The organism is Streptomyces sp. NPDC028419, assembly GCF_055565515.1.
Window position 1 is genome coordinate 117,978 of sequence record NZ_JBVHUE010000023.1, and the last position, 18,433, is coordinate 136,410.

Annotated in this window: 18 protein-coding genes and 3 tRNA genes; 7 read left to right on the forward strand and 14 right to left on the reverse strand. The window is 72.5% G+C overall.

Features of this window, described 5'->3' with window-relative positions; translation table 11 throughout:
- Nucleotides 1-6 precede the first annotated feature (6 nt).
- The 9 genes from ACZ4UB_RS25755 to ACZ4UB_RS25795 all read right to left on the reverse strand — a co-directional run bounded on the left by ACZ4UB_RS25755 (nt 7) and on the right by ACZ4UB_RS25795 (nt 5,492).
- Entirely contained in the window at nt 7-423 is a 417-nt protein-coding gene (locus tag ACZ4UB_RS25755; protein WP_354382738.1) for a hypothetical protein, read from the reverse strand.
- A gap of 16 nt (nt 424-439) precedes the next feature.
- The gene (locus ACZ4UB_RS25760; protein WP_468073517.1) at nt 440-1,495 is read right to left on the reverse strand and encodes a UDP-N-acetylmuramate dehydrogenase; all 1,056 of its coding nucleotides are present in this window, start codon (nt 1,493-1,495) and stop codon (nt 440-442) included.
- A 157-nt stretch (nt 1,496-1,652) separates the two neighbouring features.
- Nucleotides 1,653-3,149 (reverse strand): MFS transporter, encoded by a 1,497-nt coding sequence (locus ACZ4UB_RS25765; protein ID WP_468073519.1) that lies wholly within the window; start codon nt 3,147-3,149, stop codon nt 1,653-1,655.
- An 85-nt stretch (nt 3,150-3,234) separates the two neighbouring features.
- The gene (locus ACZ4UB_RS25770) at nt 3,235-3,801 is read right to left on the reverse strand and encodes a TetR/AcrR family transcriptional regulator (protein ID WP_468073521.1); all 567 of its coding nucleotides are present in this window, start codon (nt 3,799-3,801) and stop codon (nt 3,235-3,237) included.
- 223 nt (nt 3,802-4,024) lie between these two features.
- Nucleotides 4,025-4,453 carry a MaoC family dehydratase gene (locus tag ACZ4UB_RS25775; RefSeq protein ID WP_468073523.1) on the reverse strand — a complete coding sequence of 143 codons (429 nt, stop codon included), beginning with the start codon at nt 4,451-4,453 and terminating at the stop codon, nt 4,025-4,027.
- A 1-nt stretch (nt 4,454) separates the two neighbouring features.
- Entirely contained in the window at nt 4,455-4,928 is a 474-nt protein-coding gene (locus ACZ4UB_RS25780) for a MaoC family dehydratase N-terminal domain-containing protein (protein WP_354382733.1), read from the reverse strand.
- 112 nt (nt 4,929-5,040) lie between these two features.
- Nucleotides 5,041-5,205 carry a 50S ribosomal protein L33 gene (gene rpmG / locus ACZ4UB_RS25785; protein ID WP_003956487.1) on the reverse strand — a complete coding sequence of 55 codons (165 nt, stop codon included), beginning with the start codon at nt 5,203-5,205 and terminating at the stop codon, nt 5,041-5,043.
- 88 nt (nt 5,206-5,293) lie between these two features.
- A tRNA-Met gene (locus ACZ4UB_RS25790) sits at nt 5,294-5,366 on the reverse strand.
- 53 nt (nt 5,367-5,419) lie between these two features.
- A tRNA-Thr gene (locus tag ACZ4UB_RS25795) sits at nt 5,420-5,492 on the reverse strand.
- Between the two features lie 735 nt (nt 5,493-6,227).
- Between ACZ4UB_RS25795 and ACZ4UB_RS25800 the strand changes: the two genes are divergently transcribed.
- Nucleotides 6,228-7,517, forward strand: coding sequence for an amidohydrolase family protein (locus tag ACZ4UB_RS25800; RefSeq protein ID WP_468073526.1), 1,290 nt, complete (start codon nt 6,228-6,230; stop codon nt 7,515-7,517).
- Between the two features lie 54 nt (nt 7,518-7,571).
- Nucleotides 7,572-8,228: an SDR family oxidoreductase gene (locus ACZ4UB_RS25805; RefSeq protein ID WP_354382731.1), complete on the forward strand. Its 657-nt coding sequence runs from the start codon at nt 7,572-7,574 to the stop codon at nt 8,226-8,228.
- Between the two features lie 68 nt (nt 8,229-8,296).
- Here the strand turns inward: ACZ4UB_RS25805 and ACZ4UB_RS25810 are convergent, their stop codons facing one another.
- Entirely contained in the window at nt 8,297-8,734 is a 438-nt protein-coding gene (locus ACZ4UB_RS25810) for a DUF3574 domain-containing protein (protein ID WP_354382730.1), read from the reverse strand.
- A gap of 177 nt (nt 8,735-8,911) precedes the next feature.
- On the opposite strand from ACZ4UB_RS25810, the gene ACZ4UB_RS25815 reads away from it, so the two are divergent.
- Nucleotides 8,912-9,127: a DUF6458 family protein gene (locus ACZ4UB_RS25815; RefSeq protein ID WP_354382729.1), complete on the forward strand. Its 216-nt coding sequence runs from the start codon at nt 8,912-8,914 to the stop codon at nt 9,125-9,127.
- A gap of 74 nt (nt 9,128-9,201) precedes the next feature.
- On the opposite strand, the gene ACZ4UB_RS25820 is transcribed toward ACZ4UB_RS25815, so the two are convergent.
- A tRNA-Tyr gene (locus ACZ4UB_RS25820) sits at nt 9,202-9,283 on the reverse strand.
- A gap of 281 nt (nt 9,284-9,564) precedes the next feature.
- Between ACZ4UB_RS25820 and ACZ4UB_RS25825 the strand changes: the two genes are divergently transcribed.
- From ACZ4UB_RS25825 to ACZ4UB_RS25835, 3 genes are all read left to right on the forward strand, one after another.
- Entirely contained in the window at nt 9,565-10,053 is a 489-nt protein-coding gene (locus tag ACZ4UB_RS25825) for a YajQ family cyclic di-GMP-binding protein (protein WP_468073528.1), read from the forward strand.
- Between the two features lie 236 nt (nt 10,054-10,289).
- Nucleotides 10,290-11,738, forward strand: a complete 1,449-nt coding sequence (locus tag ACZ4UB_RS25830) for a SulP family inorganic anion transporter (RefSeq protein WP_468073530.1) — start codon at nt 10,290-10,292, stop codon at nt 11,736-11,738.
- Nucleotides 11,739-11,748: 10 nt separating this feature from the next.
- Nucleotides 11,749-13,107, forward strand: a complete 1,359-nt coding sequence (locus tag ACZ4UB_RS25835) for an APC family permease (RefSeq protein ID WP_468073532.1) — start codon at nt 11,749-11,751, stop codon at nt 13,105-13,107.
- 23 nt (nt 13,108-13,130) lie between these two features.
- Here ACZ4UB_RS25835 and ACZ4UB_RS25840 read toward each other — a convergent pair whose 3' ends face one another.
- Nucleotides 13,131-14,123, reverse strand: a complete 993-nt coding sequence (locus tag ACZ4UB_RS25840; protein ID WP_354382725.1) for a glycosyltransferase family 2 protein — start codon at nt 14,121-14,123, stop codon at nt 13,131-13,133.
- Between the two features lie 354 nt (nt 14,124-14,477).
- Between ACZ4UB_RS25840 and ACZ4UB_RS25845 the strand changes: the two genes are divergently transcribed.
- Entirely contained in the window at nt 14,478-16,910 is a 2,433-nt protein-coding gene (locus ACZ4UB_RS25845; protein WP_468073535.1) for a hypothetical protein, read from the forward strand.
- Nucleotides 16,911-17,009: 99 nt separating this feature from the next.
- Here ACZ4UB_RS25845 and ACZ4UB_RS25850 read toward each other — a convergent pair whose 3' ends face one another.
- Entirely contained in the window at nt 17,010-17,402 is a 393-nt protein-coding gene (locus tag ACZ4UB_RS25850) for a YccF domain-containing protein (RefSeq protein ID WP_468073537.1), read from the reverse strand.
- Complete coding sequence (gene htpX, locus ACZ4UB_RS25855; protein WP_354382722.1) at nt 17,399-18,262, reverse strand: zinc metalloprotease HtpX; 864 nt, start codon at nt 18,260-18,262, stop codon at nt 17,399-17,401. The genes ACZ4UB_RS25850 and htpX overlap by 4 nt, the downstream gene beginning before the upstream one ends.
- Between the last annotated feature and the right edge of the window lie 171 nt (nt 18,263-18,433).

Genomic DNA, 18,433 nt, shown 5'->3' on the forward strand with positions numbered 1-18,433 from the left:
CGGCCCTCAGCGGGTGAGGCGCAGGTCGCCTTCCCAGCAGTCGGCCCGCACCCGGTAGCCGTCGGTGAAGCCGATCTCCAGGTGGGTGCGGCCCTGCTCGGGCACGGCGAACTCGGCCACGGTCGCCACGGTGTCGCCGAGGTGCCGCAGGAAGGGGTGGTCGCCGAGGTCGTCGCCGACTTCGATGCGGCCCCACTCCCCCATGTCGTACGGCTCGTGCGGCCGGGCCGACTCGACGATGAGGCACCAGTCGGAGCCGGTGGTGATCCGGGTGCAGTCGCCCTCGCTGTCGATCAACCAGACGTCGAGCGGGGCCTCGGAGCGTTCGCCCTCGTAGACGTGCCAGGACGCGACGACGCTGCTGATCGCGCGCCCCACGAGCCGGGTGGGGTCGATACCGGCCCCGTGCAGGGGACAGAGCATGGGCGGCCGGGGCTCCTCAGATGCTGACGCCGACCGTCACCGGTTCGTTGACCAGGGTGACGCCGAAGGCAGCGTGGACGCCCGCGACGACCTCGCGGGCCAGGGCGAGCAGGTCCTCGGTGGTGGCTCCACCGCGGTTGGTGAGCGCGAGGGTGTGCTTGGTGGAGATGCGGGCGGGGCCGGTGCCGTAGCCCTTGGTGAAGCCCGCCTTGTCGATCAGCCAGGCCGCGCTGGTCTTCGTACCGCCGTCGGCGGCCGGGTAGGCGGGCGGGGCGGTGTCGGGGCCGAGCCGGTCGTGGACGCGGGCGAGGAAGTCGGCGAAGGCCTCCTCGGTCAGGACCGGGTTGGTGAAGAAGGACCCGGCCGACCAGGTGTCGTGGTCCGCGGGGTCGAGCACCATGCCCTTGCCGGCGCGCAGCCGCAGGACGGTCTCGCGGGCGGTGGCGGCGGGGACCCGGTCGCCCGCCTCGACGCCGAGGGCGCGGGCGGTCTCCGGGTACTTGATCGGCGCGGAGAGCCCGCCGGCGGCCTCCAGGGCGAAGCGGACGCGCAGGACGACGTAGCGCTCCGGGTGCTCCTTGAAGGTGCTGTGGCGGTACGAGAACGCGCACTCGGCGTTGGAGAGGGTGACCGTCTCGCCGAGGGTGCGGTCGTAGGCGACGACCTCGGTGATGGTGCTGGAGACCTCCTGGCCGTACGCCCCGACGTTCTGGACCGGGGTGGCACCGGCGGAGCCGGGGATTCCGGCAAGGCATTCGATGCCCGCGAGGCCGGCTTCGACGGTGCGGGCGACGGCGTCGCTCCAGTTCTCGCCGGCCGCGAGTTCGAGGGTGGTGCCGTCGAGGGCGAAGCCGGTGGTCGCGATGCGCAGGGCGGTGCCGTCGAAGCCCCGGTCGCCGATGACCAGGTTGCTGCCGCCGCCGATGAGGAGGAGCGGCGTACCGCTCTCGTCGGCGGCGCGCACGGCGGCGGTGACCTCGGCGTCGGTGGTCGCGGTGACCAGCCGGGTCGCCGGGCCGCCGAGGCGGAAGGTGGTCAGCGGGGCGAGGGGGGCATCGTGGAGTTCCTGCACGTGGACAAGAGTACGGTCCGCGTCCCCCTGTCGATGCGGGGCCACGGACCGTACGCGCTCCGCTCGGGTGGTTCCGCTTCTCCTCGGCGTCGGGCTCCGCCCGGTGGGGCGTGGACCGGGCTTCGGCGGATCCGGGGCGGGTGCGGGGTGGGGCGGGTCAGTGGGTCGACACCTTCTCGGGCGCGGCGGCGAGACCGGTCCGGTCGGTCGCCATGGCCGCGACGGGGGACGGCCCCGACTGCTGCGGCTCCTGCGGCTGCTTGGGCTTGCGGGGCAGCAGCAGGGCCAGCAGGGCGGCCAGTGCGACGGCGCTCGCGCCGATCCACAGGGCCGGGACGGTGCCGTCGGTGAAGGTCTGGGGCGTCTCGTAGCCGCCCTGGGAGGCGAAGACCGAGGCCAGGACCGCGACACCGAGGGCGCCGCCCAGCTCGCGCAGGGCGCTGTTGGCTCCGGAGGCCCTGCCCTGGTCGGCGACGCTCACGGTGGACATCAGGACGTTGGAGGCGGGGGCGAAGTACAGGGCCATGCCGATGCCGCTGAGGATCAGCGCGGGGAGCTGGGCGGCGTACGTCACGTCGGCGCTGAGCACCGCGGCGAACCAGCCGAGCCCGAGCGCCTGGAAGGCGAGGCCCGCGGCGACGACCGGGCGGCCGCCGATCCGGTCGGAGAGGATTCCGGCGATCGGGGCGACGATCATCGGCATCCCGGTCCAGGGCAGCATGCGCAGGCCCGCCTCGGTGGGCGAGTAGCCGGCGGCGCCCTGGAGGAACTGGCTGAGCAGGAAGATCGAGCCGAACATCCCGAGGAACATCAGCAGGCTGGCCAGGTTGATCCCGAGGAAGCCGCGGTCGCGGAAGAGCCGCATCGGGAGCATCGCCCGGGGGTTGCCGGAGCCGTGGTGGACGAAGCCGGCGACGAGCAGGCCGCCGACGATCAGGCCGGTCAGGACCGGGGGGCTGGTCCAGCCGTCGGCGTTGGCGTTGACCAGGGCGTAGACGATGCCGAAGAGGCCGGCGCTGATCAGCAGGGTGCCGGGGATGTCCAGGCGCGCGTCGGGCGCGGTGGACTCGGCCAGGCGGAGCCGGGCGAGGGGGATCAGGGCGAGGCCGATCGGCACGTTCAGCCAGAAGATCCACTGCCAGGAGATGTGCTCGGTGAGGCTGCCGCCGATGAGCGGACCACTGGCCACGGCGAGGCCGGTGACGGCTCCGTAGATGCCGAGGGCCATGCCGCGGCGGGCGGCCGGGACGGCGGCGGTGAGCAGGGTGAGCGTGAGCGGCATCATGACCGCGGCGCCGATGCCCTGGATGGCGCGGGCGGCGATGAGGGCGTCGATGCCGGGCGAGAGGGCGGCCGCGGCGGACGCGCCGGTGAAGACGGTGAGGCCGGCGATGAAGAGCTTGCGGCGGCCGAACCGGTCACCGAGGGCGGAGCCGAACATCAGCAGGACGGCGAAGGTGAGGGTGTAGGCGTTCACCGTCCATTCGAGGTCCTCCAGCGCGCCGCCGAGATCCGTGCGGATGGCGGGGAGGGCGGTGGTGACGACCAGGTTGTCGAGGGCGGCCATGAAGCTGGCGACGCCGGTGAGGACGAGGGCCCAGACGGCGGGGCCGCGCAGCCGGGTGTCGGTGGCGGGCTGGACTGGAGTGTTCACGGTTCCCCCTGGAACGTTAGTTATCAATTACTAACTTTCGTGCCCAAAAAAAGGGAGATGCACGGGAACGCGCACCTCCCGACCCTCACGCCTCGGGGCGGTCCGAGCGGGCGGACGGGTAGCACCCCTCCCAGACCCGGTGGCCGGACGGAAACCCCATGGCGGCCAGGGTGTTGATCAACATGCCGCAGGCCATGAACTCCGTCACCCCGCCGGGGCCGTCGCCGAGGGCCGCCTCGACGGTCTCCCAGAGCTCCATCCAGCCGCTGCGGACCATCTCGCCAAAGGCGGGCTCCCCGGCCGCCTCGGCGGCGGCGACGGTGACGTAGAGCTGGAGCTGCATCTGGAGCTTGTCGGGGTGCTCCGCGATCAGCCGCATGTAGGCCGCGGCCATCGAATCGAGGGCCTCCTCGCCCCGCAACCCCTTGGAGGAGTCCTCGAAGACGACGCGGATGTCCTGCACGCAGCGGGCGGCCGCGGCGAGGAAGATGGCCTGCTTGTTGGGGAAGAGACGGAAGAGGTAGGGCTGGGAGACGCCGACGCGTTTGGCGATCGCCTCGGTGGAGGTCCCGTAGTAACCACCGCGGGCGAATTCGTGCATCGCCGCGCGAATGACGCTCTCTCGCCGCTCGTCCGCGCTCATCCTGACCATGCTCTTAAGTTAGTGGCCAATCACTAACTACGTCAACCAGCAGTCGCCCCCACGACAATCCCCGGCCGGGCCACACCGCCCACCCACACCGTCCACCGCCCACCGCCCCGACCCGGCCAGGCCCGAGGGCGGGGCCGGACCGGGGCAGGGCCGCGGCAGGGCCGGCCCGGGGCAGGGCCGCGGCAGGGCCGGCCCGGGGCAGGGCCGCGGCAGGGCCGGCCCGTCAGGCCAGCTGGACCACCGCGCGGGACATGCCCAGGATCTTCAGGCCGGCGCTGGTGGCCGTCAGGTCCACCCGGACCCGGTGGTCGTCCAGCTTCGCCGCGACCTTGGCCGTGACCTCGATCACCGCGCCCAGATCGTCGTTCGGCACCACGACCGGCTTGGTGAAGCGCACCCCGTACTCGACCACCGCACCCGGGTCGCCCACCCAGTCCGTGACCACCCGGATCGCCTCGGCCATGGTGAACATGCCGTGCGCGATCACGTCCGGCAGCCCGACCTCCTTGGCGAACTTCTCGTTCCAGTGGATCGGGTTGAAGTCACCCGACGCCCCCGCGTAACGGACCAGGGTGGCCCGCTGCACCGGGAAGCTCGCGGCCGGCAGCTCGGTACCGACCTCCACGTCCGCGTACTGGATCAGCGCAGCCATGTCAGACCTCCTCGGTGACGGCGGCCGGTTCGGCGGGGGCCCGGGACACCAGCTTCGTCCAGGCCGTCACCACGTGCTCGCCGGTCTCGTCGTGGACCTCACCGCGGATGTCGATGATGTCGTTGCCCGCGAGGGACTTCACGGCCTCGATGGTGGACGTCACCAGCAGCCGGTCGCCCGCCCGCACGGGCCGGGTGTAGGCGAACTTCTGGTCGCCGTGCACCACACGGCTGTAGTCCAGGCCGAGCTGCGGGTCCTCGATGACCTGACCGGCCGCCTTGAACGTGATGGCAAACACAAAAGTCGGAGGCGCGATCACGTCGAGGTGACCCAGCGTCTTGGCCGCTTCGGGGTCGGTGTAGGCAGGATTGGCGTCGCCCACCGCCTCCGCGAATTCGCGGATCTTCTCCCGGCCGACCTCGTACGGATCGGTGGGCGGGTAGCTCCGCCCCACGAAGGACTGGTCGAGCGCCATGGCTCACTACCTCCTGTGTTGGATACGAAAGGACACGCAGAAACGACACAAGGCCGCCCCCCTTGCAGGGGACGACCTTATGACGGAGCCTGTATTCGAGAAACCGCTGGGGTCAGCGGGTCTCGCGGTGCGCGGTGTGCGAGTTGCAGCGCGGGCAGTGCTTCTTCATCTCAAGACGGTCCGGGTTGTTACGCCGGTTCTTCTTGGTGATGTAGTTCCGCTCCTTGCACTCCACGCAGGCCAGCGTGATCTTCGGGCGGACGTCGGTGGCAGCCACGTGAGTGCTCCTTGACGGAAATTTGGACGGATGAACGCATACAAGAGTAGCCGACCGGGAGACCGACCCCGCAATCGGCTACTGTGTGTAGCGGCGACCGGACTTGAACCGGTGACACAGCGATTATGAGCCGCTTGCTCTACCGACTGAGCTACGCCGCTTTGGTGTTGATTGCTCCCCCACCCTAAAGCAGGTGGGGGGGCTTTCTCACCAGAGCCCCAATGCGGAATCGAACCGCAGACCTTCTCCTTACCATGGAGACGCTCTACCGACTGAGCTATTGGGGCGAGCGATGAAGACATTACACGGTTGCCCGCCGATCGCCCAAATCCTTTGCGGCGCCTGGCCTCGGGCCGTGATCCAGAACTCGGACCGCGCCCGGATCGGACCGAAATCACAGCCGCCCACCGGGGTCAACCCGGCCCCACCGGCGCCACCGGCGCCATTACAGCCTCGCCGGGGTCAACCCGGCCCCACCAGGGCCATCGGCGCCACCCTCAGCCTCGCCGGCGTTTGAGGCGCGGGGTCTGGGGCGGAGCCCCAGGAGCCCCGCAGGGGACAACGGCCCTGGCGGGCCGCCCCGGGCTCCGCCCGGACCCGCGCCTCAAACGCCGGCGAGGCTGGGTTTGGCTCCGGCGAGGCTGACTTCGGCTCGGCTCCGGCGAGGCTGGGTTTGGCTCCGCCCAGCCGGGCTGGAGCGGCTCCGGCGAGGCTGGGTTTGGCTCCGCCCAGCCGGGCTGGAGCGGCTCCGGCGAGGCTGGGTTTGGCCCCGGCGAGGCTGACTTCGGCTCGGTCCCGGCGAGGTTTGGCTCCGTCCAGTCGGGCTGGAGCGGCTCGCGCGAGGCCGGCTTCGGCTCTGCCCGGCCCGTACCGGCGGGGGAGGCACCACGCCGGTACGACTATTGCGGGGCTCCCCGCAGGGGGGCTCGGCGCGCCCTAGGCTCTGAACACGCTGCGTGATCTTGGGCCGCGGGCCGCGGCCACGGGGCCCAGGAACCGCCCGAGCCCCCCGCAGGAGCGCGATGTCCGACAGCCAGCCGCCGCAGCCGTCCCATTCCCCGCGCGGCGGCCGCGGCGAGGGCGGCGGCCAGGGCCCCGCTCCCACCCCCGCCGACACCACCACCCTGCTGCTGGCCGGCGCCCGCCTCCTCGACGGGCGCACGGTCGACGTACGGCTCGGCGGCGGTCGCATCCAGGCCGTCGCCGCCGCCGGGAGCCTGCACTCCCCCACCCCCTCGCGGGTCGACCTGACCGGCTACCTGCTGCTCCCCGCCCCCGCCGAACCGCACGCCCACGGCGACACCGCGCTCACCGCCGACGGCGAAGGACCCGTGTCCCACACGGCCGACGAGGTCCAGCGCCGGGCCACCGAGGCGGCGCTGCTCCAGCTCGGCCACGGCGCCACCGCCATCCGCTCGCACGTCCGCATCACCGACGGGCACGGCCTCGGCCCGATGGAGGCGGTGCTCCAGGCCCGCCGCTCGCTGCGCGGGCTCGCCGACCTCACGGCGGTCGCCGTGCCCCGCCGGCTGACCGGGATCGCGGGGGCCGAGGGGCTGGCGATGCTGCGCGACGCGGTCAAGATGGGCGCGGCCGTCGTCGGTGGCTGCCCGGACCTCGACCCGGACCCGACCGGCTTCGTCGAGGCCGTCCTGGAGCTGGCCGGTGAGCACGGCTGCCCGGTGGACCTGCACACGGACGGTGACGATCCCGCCCGCCTCGCCCGGCTCGCGGCCATGGCCGGCGGGCTGCGCCCCGGCGTCACCATCGGCCCCTGCGGCGGCCTCTCCCGGCTCCCCCTGGACCTGGCCTCCCGCGCCGCCGACCAACTGGCCGCGGCGGGCGTACGGGTCACCTGCCTGCCCCAGGGGGATTGCGCGGCCCTGGAGCGGCGCGGGCTGCGCACGGCGCCCGTACGGCTGCTGCGCTCGGCCGGGGTGCGGGTCGCGGCGGGCAGCGGGGCCCTGCGGGACGCCGGGAACCCGGTCGGTCGCGGGGACCCCCTGGAGGCCGCGTACCTGCTGGCCTCGCAGGGCGGGTTGCGGGCGGCGGAGGCCTACCACGCGGTGAGCACGGCGGCCCGGGAGGCGATGGGCCTGCCGGAGGTCCGCGTGGAGGCCGGCTTCCCGGCGGAGCTGCTCGCCGTGCGCGGCGAGCGGATCTCGGCGGTGCTGTCCCTCGCCTACAGCCGGATCGTGATCCACCGCGGGCGGGTGGTGGCCCGTACCAGCGCCGTGCGCGAGTACTGCGACTCGGCGGTCGCGGTCGCCCTGGACCTGCCCCGACAGGGCCGTACGGAGCCCGGTCCCTGAGCGTCGGCGCCGACTTCGGGCGCGGGGGCGCGCGCGTCGACGTACGGTCGACTCATGCGCATTGTCATCGCTGGTGGACACGGTCAGATCGCGCTGCGGCTGGAGCGCCTGCTCGCCGCACGCGGATACGAGGTCGCCGGGATCATCCGTGATCCGGCACAGGGCGACGATCTCCGGGCGGCCGGTGCCGAACCCGTCCTGTGCGACCTGGAGTCGGCGACCGTCGAGCACGTCGCGGGCATCCTGCAGGGCGCCCAGGTCGCGGTGTTCGCGGCCGGCGCGGGCCCGGGCAGCGGCGTCGGCCGCAAGGACACCGTGGACCGGGGCGCGGCGGTGCTGTTCGCCGACGCGGCCGAAAGGGCGCGCGTACCGCGGTTCCTGATGGTGTCTTCGATCCGGGCGGACGCGAACCACCCGGGCGACGACGTCTTCGACGTCTACCTGCGCGCCAAGGGCGAGGCCGACGACCACGTACGGACCCGGCTGGGCCTGGAGTGGACGGTCCTGCGGCCCGGGGCGCTCACCGACGAGGCGGGGACCGGCCTGGTCCGCCTGGAGGCGACGACGGGCCGCGGGCCGGTCTCCCGCGACGACGTGGCGGCGGTGCTGGCCGAGCTGGTGGAGACGCCCGCGACGGCCGGACTGACCCTGGAGCTGGTGTCGGGCACGACGCCGGTCGCGGTGGCCGTCAAGGCGGTCGCCGGCAACTGACGGCCGGCCCGGGAGGCCACCGGGCCCGCCGAGCCGGCGGGCCGTCGGAGCGTCGGACCGTCGGACCGTCAGAAGTCGGCGTTCACCTGGTCGTCGGAGCGCAGCACGGAGTCCTGCGCGAACTGCTTCTCGTACGCCCGGCGGATCCGTTCGATGCTCGCGCCGCGCTCGTCCGCGCCCTTCTCCGGATAGAGCAGGACGACCTCGTAGGAGGCCTCGCGGACGACCTTGCCGTCGGGCCCGCGCCACTGCCCGTGGCCCGGCTGCACGGTCAGCCCATCGGGGAAGGCCGGGGTGACCTCCCGGTCGAGGAAGCGGTCGAACTCCCGCTCCGCGACCGGGGGCGCCCCGCCGGGGCGCGCGGTGCCGAAGTAGAGCCGGGTCTCGCGGTAGGGATCGCCCGTGTGCCCTTGCAGCGCGGCCCCGACCAGGGCCGGGATGCCCGCTCCGAGCAGGGCGAGCAGCACCCCGCCGCCGACCTTCCCGCGGGTGTCAGTAGTCCACATCACGCCGGGTGAACGACCGTCGGCCCGCGACGTTGCGGCCGCCGCGCCCCGCGCGTGGCATCCGGCCGAAGCGCCCGACGGCCGCCGCGGGACCCCGACCACCGGGCCCCCGGGGCGTTTTCACCCGCCGAAGCCGGGTAGCCGCGCCGTCAGGCAACCCAACAGCGGAGGCAACTCATGGGAATCGGCGGATGCATCATCCTGATCGTGGTGGGCGCCATCCTCACCTTCGCCACCGACTGGAAGCTGGAGAGCGTCAACCTCCCCCTGGTCGGTCTGATCATGATGGCGGTGGGTGCGATCGGCCTCGCCGTGTACACGAGCATCTACAAGCGTCGCCGCGCCGCGGGCGCGATCCCCGTCGTGGAGGAGACCCGCCGGGACGTCATCTGACCCCGGCGCCCCCGGAACACGAAGAAGTCCCCCTGATCTGCGTTTCCGCTGATCAGGGGGACTTCTTTACCACGTGGCGGCGCCAGGATTCGAACCTGGGTAGGCTAAGCCGACGGATTTACAGTCCGTTCCCATTGGCCACTCGGGCACACCGCCATGGGAGGAAGCCTTTGATTTCCGCCTTGCGGCGGTGCTCTCTGGCAACGACGTAAACGATACCCGATGGACAGGGGTGCTTCGCCACCCGATTCCGCCGCCCGGCCGGTGACGTGCTCCGCAGGGGGTCCGCGGGTGCGTGCGGGTGGCGGATCGGACACCGACGCCCGGGCTGTCCGGTCCGATCCGGGAGACAGGGCCTAGGCTTGACGGCGCGGCCGGGGAACGTCCGGCGCGTGCCCCTGTGGGCCATCACAGCCGACTTCAAGGAGCCACAGCACATGGCCGACTCCAGTTTCGACATCGTCTCGAAGGTCGAGCGGCAGGAGGTCGACAACGCCCTCAACCAGACCGGCAAGGAACTCTCGCAGCGCTACGACTTCAAGGGCACCGGCGCCACGATCGCCTGGTCCGGCGAGAAGATCGTCATGGAGGCGAACTCCGAGGACCGCGTCAAGGCCGTCCTCGACGTGTTCGAGACCAAGCTGGTCAAGCGGGGCATCTCGCTCAAGGCGCTCGACGCCGGCGAGCCGCAGCTGTCCGGCAAGGAGTACAAGATCTTCGCCACGATCGAGGAAGGCATCTCCCAGGAGAACGCCAAGAAGGTCGCGAAGATCATCCGGGACGAGGGCCCCAAGGCCGTCAAGGCCCAGGTCCAGGGCGAGGAGCTGCGCGTCACCTCGAAGAGCCGCGACGACCTCCAGGAAGTCCAGGCCCTGCTCAAGGGCAAGGACCTGGACTTCGCGATCCAGTTCGTGAACTACCGCTGACCCACGGGCAACCGGGTACGGCCGCCGAGGGCGCAATGGGGATCCTCCCGTTGCGCCCTCGGCCGTTCGGGCGGGCGTTCGGGGGGCGGCGCCCGGTGGGGGCGGCGCTCGGCGGGGTGTGCGCGGGGCGCGTGCGGCGCGCGGGCCCCGGGGGGCTTCGGTGCGGACTGGGCCCGGCGGGATGCGCCCCACCAGGCTGGGCGCCATCCATACACCGCGTGGGCAGGGGGACCCGAATGCCAGGGGACGGCACTTTCCGTCAGGACGTGGGAGCGTCCGTCGTGGTGGCGCTGGTGGCGCTGCCGCTGTGCGTAGGAGTGGCGGTGGCCTCCGGGGTGCCCGCCGAGCTGGGGATCGTCACCGGGGTGGTGGGCGGGCTGGTCACCGGCTGGTTCCGCGGGAGTTCGCTCCAGGTCAGCGGTCCGGCGGCGGGGCTCACCGTGCTGGTCTTCGAGGCGGTGCGGACGTACGGCGTGGCCGCGCTCGGGGTGCTGGTCCTCGCCGCCGGGCTGCTCCAGCTGGCGATGGGGGCGCTGCGCCTGGGGCGGTGGTTCCGGGCGATCTCGGTGGCCGTCGTCCAGGGGATGCTCGCCGGGATCGGGCTGGTGCTGATCGCCGGGCAGTTGTACGCCGTGGCCGGGGTGGACGCGCCCGCGCGGACGCTGGCGAAGTTCGCGGGGCTCGCGCGGCTGCTGGCGGAGGCCGACTGGGCCGCCATCGCGCTCGGGGTGGCCACCGTGCTGGTGATGGTGGGCTGGCGGCGGCTGCCGGCGCAGGTCCGGGTGGTGCCGGGAGCCCTCGTCGCGGTCGCGGCGGCGACCGGGGCCACCGCGGCGCTGCGGCTGCCGGTGGCCACGGTGGAGGTCACGGGGGTGCTGGACGCCGTATCGACGCCGGGCTGGGGGCAGTTCGCCGTACTGGGCTCCGCGGGCGCCCTGGGGACGGTGGCGGCCTTCGCGCTGATCGCCTCCGCCGAAACCCTCTTCAGCGCGGCCGCCGTGGACCGGATGCACCACGGGCCGCGCACCGACTACGACCGCGAACTCATCGCCCAGGGCGCCGGCAACACGGTCTGCGGGCTGCTCGGCGCGCTCCCGATGACCGCCGTGATCGTGCGCAGCGCCGCCAACGTCGAGGCGGGGGCGCGCACCCGGGCCTCGCGGGTGCTGCACGGGGCGTGGCTGCTGCTCTTCGCCGTGCTGCTGCCGCACGCGCTGGCCGTCGTACCGCTGGCCGCGCTGGCCGGCGTACTGCTGCACGCGGGGTGGAAGCTGCTGCCGGTGCGCGGGGTGGCGGCGCTGTGGCGCTCGCACCGCGGGGAGGCGGTGGTGCTGCTGGCGACGGCGGGGGCGATCGTGGCGACCAACCTCTTCGAGGGGGTGCTGGTGGGGCTGGTCCTCGCGGTCGCCAAGGCGGCCTGGGAGACCTCCAGCGTGCACGTGGAGGAGGTGTGGGAGGGGGACGTGCTGTGCCTGCGGGTGGCGGGCAACGCCAGCTTCCTGCGGCTGCCGCGGCTGCTCGACGTGCTCGACGCGCTGCCCGGCGACCGGGCCGTGCGCTTCGACCTGAGCGGGCTGCGCCACCTCGACCACGCGTGTCTGACCGCGCTGGACGGGTGGCAGGCGCAGCGGGCGAAGCGCGTCGCTTCGGCTCCTGGTCACGGGGGCGTCACCGGGCTCGGTTAGTGTCCCGGCCGTGACGAGCACAGAGGGTGGAACGAACGGCGGGTCGGCGGGCGCGGCGACCGGCGGGCTCAAGCGCGGTCTCGGGGTGGGTGACGCGGTCGTCGTCGGCCTGGGCGCGATGGTCGGGGCGGGCATCTTCGCCGCGTTGGCCCCGGCGGCCCGGGCGGCGGGCGGCGCCCTGCTCACCGCGCTCGCCGTGGCCGCCGTGGTGGCCTCCTGCAACGCCTGGTCCTCGGCCCGGCTGGCCGCCCGCCATCCGGCGTCCGGGGGGACGTACGTGTACGGGCGCGAGCGGCTCGGGCCGTTCTGGGGGTACCTGGCGGGGTGGGCCTTCGTCATCGGCAAGACCGCCTCGTGCGCGGCGATGGCGCTGACGGTGGGCGCGTACCTGTGGCCCGGGCGGGAGCACGTGGTGGCCGTGGTCGCCGTGGTGGCGCTGGCCGCCGCGGGGTACGGCGGCGTGCAGAAGTCGGCCCGGATCGCCCGGGTGATCGTGGCGGTCGTACTGGCGGTGCTCGCCGGGGTCGTGGCGGCCTGCCTGACCTCCGGCGCGGCCGACGTCGCCGGGGCGTTCGGGCGGGGCGGGTCGGGTCCTGACGGCTCCGGGGGCGTGCGGGGGGTGCTGGGGGCGGCCGGGCTGCTGTTCTTCGCCTTCGCCGGTTACGCCCGGATCACCACGCTGGGCGAGGAGGTCCGCGATCCGCGGCGGACCATCCCGCGCGCCGTGCCGCTGGCGCTGGGCATCGCGCTGGCGGTCTACGCGGCGGTGGCGGTGGCCGTGCTGTCGGTGCTGGGGGTCGAGGGGCTGGCCGGGTCGGCGGCGCCGCTGTCCGACGCGGTCCGGGCCGCGGGGTGGAGCGGGCTGACGCCCGTGGTGCGGGCCGGGGCGGTACTGGCGGCCCTGGGCTCGCTGCTGGCGCTGGTGCTGGGGGTGTCGCGGACCGCGCTGGCGATGGCCCGGGACGGTCACCTGCCGCGCGCGCTGGCGGCCGTGCACCCTCGCCACGGGACGCCGCACCGGGCGGAGGCCGCGGTGGGGGCGGTGGTCGCGGTGCTGGCCGCGACCGTGGACCTGCGGGGGGCGATCGGCTTCTCGTCCTTCGGGGTGCTCGTGTACTACGCGATCGCCAACGCCTCGGCGTGGACGCTCGGCGGAAGTGAGGGGCCCGGCGCGGGCGGTCGCGGGGTGGACCGCGGTGGGCGGGTGGTGGCGGCCGCGGGGCTGGCCGGGTGCGTGGCGCTGGCCTGCGCGCTGCCGCCGGCCTCGGTGGTGGCGGGCGCGGGGGTGCTGGCGCTGGGCGCGCTGCTGTACGGCGTCGGCGTACGACGACGGCCCGGACCCCCTGCGGGATCCGGGCCGGCGAGGTAGCCGCGCGGGAGGGGACGGTCCGATCAGACGCCCGCGTTCTCCCGGCCCTTGGCACCGGAACCCTTGGCGGGGGCGGTGTCGGAGTCGTAGCCGATGAAGAACGTGGGACGGCGCTGCACGGCGGTGTAGATGCGCCCGATGTACTCGCCGAGCAGTCCGACGCATATCAACTGGACGCCGCCGAGGAAGAGCATCGCCACGAAGAGCGAGGTCCAGCCCGGGACGGTGTGCCCGATGAGCCAGATGACGAAGGTCACGGCCATCAGCACGAAGCAGGAGAAGAAGCTGAAGACGCCGAGCCAGGTCGCCAGCCGCAGCGGGGCGGCGGAGAAGTTGGTGATGCTGTCGACCGCGAGCCGGATCATCTTGCTCAGCGGGTACTTGGTCTCGCCCGCCACGCGCTCGTCGCGGTGGTAGGTGACCTCGCCGCTGGGGAAGCCGAGCCACGGCACGAGCAGGCGGTACACCTGGTGCTGGTCCGGCAGCGCCTTGAGCGCTTCGACGGCCTCGCGGCTGAGCAGGCGGAAGTCGCCGGCCTGCGAGGGGACCTGCTTGCCGACGATGCGGCGCATCAGCCAGTAGTAGAGGCCCGCGGTGCGGCGCTTGAAGCCGGTGTCGGTGCTGCGGTCGCTGCGGACGCCGTAGACGATGTCGAGGCCCTCGGCGACGGCCAGGTCGAGCATCTCCGGGATCTTCTCCGGCGGGTCCTGGAGGTCGGCGTCGATGCTCGCGACGTACGCGCCCTTGGAGCTGTGCAGACCGGCGGTCAGCGCGGCCTGGTGGCCGGAGTTGCCGCGCAGCTTGACGATGCGCAGCTCGGGCCAGGTCTGCCGGAACTCCTCCAGCAGCTCGGCGGTGCGGTCGGCACTGCCGTCGTCGACGGCGACGACCTCGTAGCTGACACCCGTACCGTCGAGGGCGGGCCGCAGGCGTTCCACCAGCGCGGGGAGGGCTTCCTCCTCGTTGTACATCGGAACGACAACCGACAGGGTCGTCGTGGACGACGCTTCCGACATGGGTAATCCTGCCCGTGGTGTGACCTGATGGTGCCTGGGTATCAACAGCGAATCATAGTACAAAGGGGCACCTTGCCCTCTCCTGCCCCGAAGCGGGCCGCCCCGTGAGGCAGGCGGCGACGACGAGCCGGCTGATAGCCTTTCGTTAGCCTGACAGCTTTCATGCGCCCCTGGGTCCTTTGCGATGCCATGGCTGGTACGCAGCTCCGCGGCAGCCCAGTGCGGCGACCTGCCCTCCGCCCACGCTCTTGTCACTGCCGCGCGCTTGGCGGCTGTACGTGTGACGCCCCTGCCGGCCGGCGGGATGTTCATGACAGGCATCCAGTCGGCGAGACAACAGGAGCAGAGCGTCTGATGGGCACGATTCACAGCAGCCCCCCCATACCCGGGACCGGGCCCGGTTCCGGTGCGACGACCGGTGAGGGTCCCCATGCGGGGCCCGGGCAGGACTCCGGCACCGCGGCCGGACCCCGGACGCTGCTCCTGCGGTCCCTGCCCGCCCTCGCCGCCGTAGCCGTGTTCGTCGCGGCCCTGCTCGCCTCGGACACCTCGGTCGGCGACATCGGCAGGTACGCCTTCTACGTCCTGTGGGGCGTGCTGCTCCCCGGCACCCTGGTCTACCGCTCGCTGCGGCGCCGCCCCCACACCCTGGTCGAGGACCTCGCCTTCGGCGCCGTCACCGGTCTTGCCCTCGAACTGGCCGCCTGGGCCGTTTTCATGGCCCTCGGACTCCAGTCCGCGGTGACCCTGTGGCCGCTGGCGGTCGTGATCCCCTTCGCCCTCGTGCCCCGGTTGCGACGGCACTGGCGGGTACGCGGCTACACGCCGGTGCCGATGGGGTGGTCCTGGTCGATCGCGGCCATGGTCGCCGCCACCACCGGCTACCTCTACCGGGCCTACATGGACCGCAACCCGGTCCTTCCGCTCACCGACCAGACCCGGCAGTTCGTCGACATCTCCTACCAGATGTCCCTGGCGGGCAACGCGAAGCACAACTTCCCGCTGACGCTCCCCCAGGTCTCCGGCGAGCCGCTCGAGTACCACTGGTTCGCCTTCGTCCACGAGGCCATGACCAGCATGGTCGGCCACATCGACCTGCCGGTCGTCCAGCTGCGGCTGATGATCCCCGCGCTCGTCGCCCTCACCGTCGTCATCACCGCGGTCGTCGCCTGGCGCCTGTCCGGCAAGGCCTGGGCCGGCCCGGTCGCCGCCCTGCTGATCTTCCTCGTCGGCGAGTTCAACGGGGGCCCGGCCTGGACCCCGTTCGGTTCGCCCCAGACCACGCTGATGGTGTGGGCGAGCATCTCGATGACCTACAGCATCCCGCTGCTGCTGGCACTGATCGGCGCGGTCGGCGAAGGACTGCGCGAGCGGTCGGCGGACGATCCCGTGCCCGCCCTGGGCCGTACCGCCGTCGTCACGCTCGTCGCGCTGTTCGCCGTGGCTTCCTGCGCCGCGAAGGCCACGTCCGTACCGGTGACGCTGGCCGGACTCGCGCTGGCCGGGTTGGTGGTTCTCGTCCGGACGCGCCGGATCCCCTGGCTGATCGTCGTCATGGGCGGTGCGGTGGGCGCGGCCCAGCTGTTCTCCACCGCAGTGATCTTCAACTTCAAGAGCTACGGCCTGGAAGTCGCCCCGCTGTCCAACATCCAGGCGCTGTGGGCCGACCCGATGGACCTCCGGTCCGGGCTCGGTCAGTTCGTGCTGGTCGCCCTGGTGTGGTTCGCCTTCCTCCTCAACACCCAGCTGCGGCTGGCGGGCGCGCTGCCGCTGCTGTGGCGGGGGAAGCTGAAGCTCGACTCCGTCCAGTGGTTCCTGCTCGGCGGCACGATCGCCGGGCCGGCCGTCTACTTGCTCCTCAACGGCTGGAACTCCAGCTACTTCACCCACGCCGGACTCACCTTCGGGGTGCTCCTGTCCGGTTGGGGCTACGCCGAGGCCTTCGAGCGGGCGAAGCTGTCCGCACGCGGCCGCTGGGCCCTGGCCGCCGCGTCGGCGCTCTTCACCCTCGCCCTCGTCTGGGTGTTCGTCGTCCACGGAACCGGCTGGGAGCACCGGGTCACGCACGCGCTCTCGACCCGGCACCCGGGCACGGACTCGCTCCTGGGCGCCTTCGCCACCTCGGCCTCCGGGATGGGGCCCGCGGCCGCGCTGGCGCCGATGGTCGCCGCAGGGCTCGTACTGGTCCTCCTCGCGGCCGTCGGCGCTCTCCTGTGGTGGCTGGCGGCCCGCCGCTTCTCGTTCCTGCGGCAGCGCGGCACGGTCGTCCTGCTGAGCGCCGCGCTGCTGGCGGGTGCGCCGACGCTGGTCTGGGACCTGCGGACGCCGAAGTGGGACGCCACCGTCTGGGGATCCTTCCCGCTCCCCGCCGGAAAGATCGAGGCGGCCCGCTGGCTGCGCGCGCACAGCGACCCCTCCGACGTCGTCGCGACCAATGAGCACTGCTGGTCGCCGGACGACTTCAAGGACCCCAAGGCCTCCTGCACGGACTACCGGACCTTCGCCGTCAGCGGTTACTCGGAGCGGTCGGTGCTGGTCGAGGGCTGGGCCTTCGCACCACGGGTCATGGCGGCGGGCACCCCCGAATTCTGGGACCAGGACCTGCTCAAGAAGAACGACGCCGCCTTCTACACACCCACGCCCGCCCTGCTGAACGAGCTGCGCGACCGGCACGGTGTGCGGTTCCTCTTCGTCAACCGCAAGGCGGGAGCCGAGTCGGGCGGCCTGGCGAAGCTGGCCGACCGGGTCTTCGACAACGACCGGATCGCGATCTACAAGATTCGTTGATGTGTTGAGCCGTTCCCCCTCCACGGGCGAACGAAAGGGCCGGCCCACCGCTGTGGCGGTGGGCCGGCCCTTTTCGGTATGGGGGCGGGTGGGGTGGGCTCAGCGCGAGGCGAAGGGGGCGTCGGTCGGGACGATCTCGCGGCCTAGCGGGAGCAGGGCGAGCGGGACCATCTTGAAGTTCGCGATGCCGAACGGGATGCCGATGATCGTGATGCACAGCGCGAGGCCGGTGACGATGTGGCTCAGCGCGAGCCACCAGCCCGCGAGGACCAGCCACAGGACGTTGCCGATGCAGGACGGGGCGCCCGCGTCCCGACGCTCGACCGTGGTGTACCCGAAGGGCCACAGGGCGTAGATCGCGATCCGGAAGGCGGCTATGCCGAAGGGGATGCCGATGATCGTGATGCAGAGGATCAGACCCGCCAGGGCGTAGCCCATGCAGAGCCAGAAGCCGCTCAGCACGAGCCAGATGATGTTCAGGATGGTTTTCACTGCTGACGGCCTGCCATCTGTTCGAGCCGGGCGATGCGCTCGGCCATCGGGGGGTGGGTCGAGAACATCTTCGACATTCCTTCGCCCGGGCGGAAGGGGTTCGCGATCATCATGTGGCTCGCGGTCTCCAGCCGGGGCTCGGGGGGCAGCGGCAGCTGCTTGGTCCCCGCGTCGAGCTTGCGCAGGGCGCTCGCGAGGGCCAGCGGATCACCGGTGAGCTGGGCCCCGGAGGCGTCCGCCTCGTACTCGCGGGAGCGGCTGATGGCCAGCTGGATCACGGACGCGGCGACCGGGCCGAGGATCATGATCAGCAACATGCCGATCAGGCCCGGGCCCTCGTTGTCGTTGGACCGGCCGACCGGGATCAGCCAGGCGAAGTTCACCAGGAACATGATCACGGAGGCGAGGGCTCCGGCGACCGAGGAGATCAGGATGTCCCGGTTGTAGACGTGACTCAGCTCGTGGCCGATGACCCCGCGCAGCTCGCGCTCGTCGAGGATGCGCAGGATGCCCTCGGTGCAGCACACGGCGGCGTTGCGCGGGTTGCGGCCGGTGGCGAAGGCGTTGGGGGCCTCGGTCGGGGAGATGTAGAGGCGGGGCATGGGCTGGCGCGCGGAGGTCGAGAGCTCGCGCACCATCCGGTAGAGCTCGGGCGCCTCGAACTCGCTGACGGGGCGGGCGCGCATCGCGCGTAGAGCCAGCTTGTCGCTGTTCCAGTACGCGTACGCGTTGGTCCCGAGGGCGACGACGACGGCCACGACGAGGCCGGTCCGGCCGAAGAAACTACCGATGACGATGATGAGTGCCGACAGCCCGCCGAGGAGTACGGCGGTCTTCAGCCCGTTGTGCCGGCGGTGCACGGTACGCCCTCCAAGTGGTGCGGCAGGGGACCCGTCCAGGATCGGTGGATCGATGGATCTGTGAGCTGTGGATCTGTGAGTCGTGGATCTTTTGGATCGGCGGATCCGAGGGTCTCCGGTCCAGTGGACCCTTCCTCCCTGGTCAACGCCAGGCGGGCGCGACGGGTTCCC

What these genes read in the sequence shown, in the direction of transcription:
- ACZ4UB_RS25805 (WP_354382731.1), top strand. Translation starts at nt 7,572, where the DNA reads ATGCGCATTGTCATCGCTGGTGGACACGGTCAGATCGCGCTGCGGCTG.
- ACZ4UB_RS25770 (WP_468073521.1), bottom strand. Translation starts at nt 3,801, where the DNA reads ATGGTCAGGATGAGCGCGGACGAGCGGCGAGAGAGCGTCATTCGCGCG.
- ACZ4UB_RS25815 (WP_354382729.1), top strand. Translation starts at nt 8,912, where the DNA reads ATGGGAATCGGCGGATGCATCATCCTGATCGTGGTGGGCGCCATCCTC.
- ACZ4UB_RS25810 (WP_354382730.1), bottom strand. Translation starts at nt 8,734, where the DNA reads ATGTGGACTACTGACACCCGCGGGAAGGTCGGCGGCGGGGTGCTGCTC.
- ACZ4UB_RS25845 (WP_468073535.1), top strand. Translation starts at nt 14,478, where the DNA reads ATGGGCACGATTCACAGCAGCCCCCCCATACCCGGGACCGGGCCCGGT.
- ACZ4UB_RS25830 (WP_468073530.1), top strand. Translation starts at nt 10,290, where the DNA reads ATGCCAGGGGACGGCACTTTCCGTCAGGACGTGGGAGCGTCCGTCGTG.
- ACZ4UB_RS25840 (WP_354382725.1), bottom strand. Translation starts at nt 14,123, where the DNA reads ATGTCGGAAGCGTCGTCCACGACGACCCTGTCGGTTGTCGTTCCGATG.
- ACZ4UB_RS25780 (WP_354382733.1), bottom strand. Translation starts at nt 4,928, where the DNA reads ATGGCGCTCGACCAGTCCTTCGTGGGGCGGAGCTACCCGCCCACCGAT.
- ACZ4UB_RS25825 (WP_468073528.1), top strand. Translation starts at nt 9,565, where the DNA reads ATGGCCGACTCCAGTTTCGACATCGTCTCGAAGGTCGAGCGGCAGGAG.
- ACZ4UB_RS25755 (WP_354382738.1), bottom strand. Translation starts at nt 423, where the DNA reads ATGCTCTGTCCCCTGCACGGGGCCGGTATCGACCCCACCCGGCTCGTG.
- ACZ4UB_RS25775 (WP_468073523.1), bottom strand. Translation starts at nt 4,453, where the DNA reads ATGGCTGCGCTGATCCAGTACGCGGACGTGGAGGTCGGTACCGAGCTG.
- ACZ4UB_RS25800 (WP_468073526.1), top strand. Translation starts at nt 6,228, where the DNA reads ATGTCCGACAGCCAGCCGCCGCAGCCGTCCCATTCCCCGCGCGGCGGC.